The organism is Campylobacter sp. FU_520, from assembly GCF_025772385.1.
Lineage (GTDB): Bacteria > Campylobacterota > Campylobacteria > Campylobacterales > Campylobacteraceae > Campylobacter_D > Campylobacter_D lari_C.
In genome coordinates this window covers 1-4641 of sequence record NZ_JAKMRZ010000032.1, presented here as the reverse complement: position 1 = coordinate 4641, position 4641 = coordinate 1, and the positions used below count along the sequence as shown (strand labels likewise).

Annotated in this window: 2 tRNA genes and 3 rRNA genes; all 5 read left to right on the top strand. The window is 42.1% G+C overall.

What is annotated here, in order from left to right:
• Positions 1 to 429: ribosomal RNA gene (locus L8W55_RS07800) — 16S ribosomal RNA — on the top strand; the annotation flags it as partial.
• Positions 430 to 524: 95 nt separating this feature from the next.
• Positions 525 to 600, top strand: a tRNA-Ala gene (locus L8W55_RS07795).
• Between the two features lie 8 nt (positions 601 to 608).
• Positions 609 to 685: transfer RNA gene (locus L8W55_RS07790), tRNA-Ile, on the top strand.
• 456 nt (positions 686 to 1141) lie between these two features.
• Positions 1142 to 4049, top strand: a 23S ribosomal RNA gene (locus L8W55_RS07785).
• A 277-nt stretch (positions 4050 to 4326) separates the two neighbouring features.
• Positions 4327 to 4443, top strand: a 5S ribosomal RNA gene (gene rrf / locus L8W55_RS07780).
• Positions 4444 to 4641 lie beyond the last annotated feature (198 nt).

The window sequence follows — 4641 nt, the reverse complement described above, 5'->3', positions numbered from 1 at the left end:
CGCAACCCACGTATTTAGTTGCTAACGGTTCGGCCGAGCACTCTAAATAGACTGCCTTCGTAAGGAGGAGGAAGGTGTGGACGACGTCAAGTCATCATGGCCCTTATGCCCAGGGCGACACACGTGCTACAATGGCATATACAATGAGACGCAATACCGCGAGGTGGAGCAAATCTATAAAATATGTCCCAGTTCGGATTGTTCTCTGCAACTCGAGAGCATGAAGCCGGAATCGCTAGTAATCGTAGATCAGCCATGCTACGGTGAATACGTTCCCGGGTCTTGTACTCACCGCCCGTCACACCATGGGAGTTGATTTCACTCGAAGCCGGAATACTAAACTAGTTACCGTCCACAGTGGAATCAGCGACTGGGGTGAAGTCGTAACAAGGTAACCGTAGGAGAACCTGCGGTTGGATCACCTCCTTTCTAGAGTACAAACTGATAAGTCTCACAACTATCAGTTCATATATAGACTCAATCATCCTTGTTTAGATTTCAAAGATTGATGAAAAGCTAATTTTGGGGAATTAGCTCAGCTGGGAGAGCGCCTGCTTTGCACGCAGGAGGTCAGCGGTTCGATCCCGCTATTCTCCACCATTTATTAAGGGCCTATAGCTCAGCTGGTTAGAGTGCACCCCTGATAAGGGTGAGGTCACAAGTTCAAGTCTTGTTAGGCCCACCATAAAAAAGATTTGTTTATCAATCATATAATAAAGTTTTAAAACTTAAAGTAAGTATATAGCTAATAATAAAGCAGTAAATAAAGTAAAATAATTTATTACTTATGTTTTTAAATTATTTAAACTCTTTATATATACTTCCTTTAGGTTTTAAGACCTAAGCTAAATAAATAATAGAATATTTTATATATTAGATTAGTTATTTAATGTTATTTGAATTATCATTGTTAAGAGTCACAAGCAAGTTTTAATAAAAACAATTTTACAGGACTTGTTAAAGGATAAAACCTAACTATCTTTTCTTTAGCTTTTAGTTAAAGACAAGTTTTAAACTTACAGCTTAGTGAGACTAATATTTTTAGTTTTATTAAGTGTTTAAATGCTTTCCGTCTTAAGATAGTAAAGTCTTATCATAAAAACTTTAACAAGGAAGTGATGCGTTTTAGAATGAATTTAAAAGGTAAGCTATTAAGAGCGAATGGTGGATGCCTTGGCTGGTAAAGGCGATGAAGGACGTACTAGACTGCGATAAGCTACGGGGAGCTGTCAAGAAGCTTTGATCCGTAGATTTCCGAATGGGGCAACCCAGTATATAGAGATATATACTACCATAATGGAGCGAACGTAGGGAATTGAAACATCTTAGTACCTACAGGAAAAGAAATCAATAGAGATTGCGTTAGTAGCGGCGAGCGAAAGCGCAAGAGGGCAAACCCAGTGCTTGCACTGGGGGTTGTAGGACTGCAATGTGCAATAGGTGAGGTTAGTAGAACACTCTGGAAAGTGTAGCCATAGAGGGTGATAGTCCCGTATACGAAAACCAAACCTTAGCTAGCAGTATCCTGAGTAGGGCGGGACACGAGGAATCCTGTCTGAAGCTGGGTCGACCACGATCCAACCCTAAATACTACTACCAGACCGATAGTGCACAAGTACCGTGAGGGAAAGGTGAAAAGAACTGAGGTGATCAGAGTGAAATAGAACCTGAAACCATTTGCTTACAATCATTCAGAGCACTATGTAGCAATACAGTGTGATGGACTGCCTTTTGCATAATGAGCCTGCGAGTTGTGGTGTCTGGCAAGGTTAAGCACACGCGAAGCCGTAGCGAAAGCGAGTCTGAATAGGGCGCTTAAGTCAGATGCTGCAGACCCGAAACGAAGTGATCTATCCATGAGCAAGTTGAAGCTAGTGTAAGAACTAGTGGAGGACTGAACCGATAGGCGTTGAAAAGCCCCCGGATGACTTGTGGATAGGGGTGAAAGGCCAATCAAACTTCGTGATAGCTGGTTCTCTCCGAAATATATTTAGGTATAGCGTTGTGTCGTAGTATAAGGGGGTAGAGCACTGAATGGGCTAGGGCATACACCAATGTACCAAACCCTATCAAACTCCGAATACCTTATATGTAATCACAGCAGTCAGGCGGCGAGTGATAAAATCCGTCGTCAAGAGGGAAACAACCCAGACTACCAGCTAAGGTCCCTAAATCTTACTTAAGTGGAAAACGATGTGAAGTTACTTAAACAACCAGGAGGTTGGCTTAGAAGCAGCCATCCTTTAAAGAAAGCGTAATAGCTCACTGGTCTAGTGATTTTGCGCGGAAAATATAACGGGGCTAAAGTAAGTACCGAAGCTGTAGACTTGATTTTATCAAGTGGTAGGAGAGCGTTCTATTTGCGCCGAAGGTATACCGGTAAGGAGTGCTGGAGCGAATAGAAGTGAGCATGCAGGCATGAGTAGCGATAATTAATGTGAGAATCATTAACGCCGTAAACCCAAGGTTTCCTACGCGATGCTCGTCATCGTAGGGTTAGTCGGGTCCTAAGTCGAGTCCGAAAGGGGTAGACGATGGCAAATTGGTTAATATTCCAATACCAACATTAGTGTGCGATGGAAGGACGCTTAGGGCTAAGCAAGCTAGCGGATGGAAGTGCTAGTCTAAGGTCGTAGGAGGTTATATAGGCAAATCCGTATAACAATACTCCGAGAACTGAAAGGCTCTTCAAAGTCTTCGGACAGCGAGGAGAATTGCTGATGCCGTCGAGCCAAGAAAAGTTTCTAAGTTTAGCTAATGTTGCCCGTACCGTAAACCGACACAGGTGGGTGGGATGAGTATTCTAAGGCGCGTGGAAGAACTCTCTTTAAGGAACTCTGCAAAATAGCACCGTATCTTCGGTATAAGGTGTGGTTCGCTTCGTATTAGGATTTACTCCGAAAGCGAAGAAACTTACAACAAAGAGTCCCTCCCGACTGTTTACCAAAAACACAGCACTCTGCTAACTCGTAAGAGGATGTATAGGGTGTGACGCCTGCCCGGTGCTCGAAGGTTAATTGATGGGGTTAGCATTAGCGAAGCTCTTGATCGAAGCCCGAGTAAACGGCGGCCGTAACTATAACGGTCCTAAGGTAGCGAAATTCCTTGTCGGTTAAATACCGACCTGCATGAATGGCGTAACGAGATGGGAGCTGTCTCAAAGAGGGATCCAGTGAAATTGTAGTGGAGGTGAAAATTCCTCCTACCCGCGGCAAGACGGAAAGACCCCGTGGACCTTTACTACAGCTTGACACTGCTATTTGGATAAGAATGTGCAGGATAGGTGGGAGGCTTTGAGTATATGACGCCAGTTGTATATGAGCCGTTGTTGAGATACCACTCTTTCTTATTTGGGTAGCTAACCAGCTTGAGTTATCCTCAAGTGGGACAATGTCTGGTGGGTAGTTTGACTGGGGCGGTCGCCTCCCAAATAATAACGGAGGCTTACAAAGGTTGGCTCAGAACGGTTGGAAATCGTTCGTAGAGTATAAAGGTATAAGCCAGCTTAACTGCAAGACATACAAGTCAAGCAGAGACGAAAGTCGGTCTTAGTGATCCGGTGGTTCTGTGTGGAAGGGCCATCGCTCAAAGGATAAAAGGTACCCCGGGGATAACAGGCTGATCTCCCCCAAGAGCTCACATCGACGGGGAGGTTTGGCACCTCGATGTCGGCTCATCGCATCCTGGGGCTGGAGCAGGTCCCAAGGGTATGGCTGTTCGCCATTTAAAGCGGTACGCGAGCTGGGTTCAGAACGTCGTGAGACAGTTCGGTCCCTATCTGCCGTGGGCGTAAGAAGATTGAAGAGATTTGACCCTAGTACGAGAGGACCGGGTTGAACAAACCACTGGTGTAGCTGTTGTTCTGCCAAGAGCATCGCAGCGTAGCTAAGTTTGGAACGGATAAACGCTGAAAGCATCTAAGCGTGAAGCCAACTCTAAGATGAATCTTCTCTAAGCTCTCTAGAAGACTACTAGTTTGATAGGCTGGGTGTGTAATGGATGAAAGTCCTTTAGCTGACCAGTACTAATAGAGCGTTTGGCTTATCTTATTTAAGCATCACTTCCTTGTTAAGGTTTTTAATAAAGCTTTGAATGTTTTTATATGAAAACTATATTTAGCTTATAAAATCTTACAAGTAAAGTTTATATTAGAACTTGCTCTTAACATTGTTTTTTAAGTATTCTAAAACAATAAAGTATTTAGTTTAGTAAAACATTTAAATATAAGAATAAGATGAAAACTAAAATAAAAATAATGATTTTTATATCTAAATCTTATTGATTGCTTTTATTATGCTATATTAAATAGAATATTTAAATAACAATGTCCGTGATTATACAGATGTGGAGACGCCTTGCTCCATCCCGAACCAAGAAGCTAAGCACATCGTGGGTGATGATACTACGCCTTACTGGCAGGGGGAAAGTAGCTCATTGCGGACTTGTTAATTCTCTTATTATTCTTACTTTATATATAATCTTATGTTTATTTTTATTGTTGGTTATTGAAATTATTTAGTTGTTTAATCCTTAAATTAGTTTATTTTTTTATGCTTATTGTTAGTTGTTATTATTTTATAAAATTTTAGTTTTATATGTTGTTTGGTTAGCTTGTGAAAATTTCTAATTAGTTTGTGTTGA